At 29.2% G+C, this 442-nt stretch carries 1 pseudogene; it reads left to right on the forward strand.

What is annotated here, in order from left to right:
• Positions 1-442 (forward strand): annotated as a pseudogene (locus tag KJR01_RS09810) (FIST N-terminal domain-containing protein); the annotation flags it as partial.

The following is a 442-nucleotide window of genomic DNA, read 5'->3' on the forward strand; positions in this document are numbered from 1 at the left end:
TAAATATACCTTTTGAAGCACACTGCACAAATACTTTGCATTATTTAATTTATGATGGTTTAAGTCAAAGCGAAAGTTCTCTTTTAGAACTTTTATACAAACACAACCCCTATCCTTGTGCTTTAGTAGGGGGTGGATCTAGTGGAAATATGGACTTTAGCGGAACATTTATATTTTATAATGGAGAAATATTAAAAAATCAAGCTTTAAGCATACATGTCCAATTTAAACCTAAATACCGTTTTCATTTAATGAAGTCTCAAAATTTTAATCCTCAAAGCAATATCACCTTTACCATACTTGAAGCAAGTTTATATAATAAAACCATACGTGAATTTATTGATAAAAAAACCTTTCAAGCCATCAACGCGGTTGAAGCTTTATGTAATTATTTTATCTGCACTTTTGAAGAACTTAAAAGTAAAATGCAAGAATATTCTTT

The sequence above is a fragment of the Campylobacter sp. 2018MI10 genome, from assembly GCF_018501175.1.
Classification (GTDB): Bacteria; Campylobacterota; Campylobacteria; order Campylobacterales; family Campylobacteraceae; genus Campylobacter_E.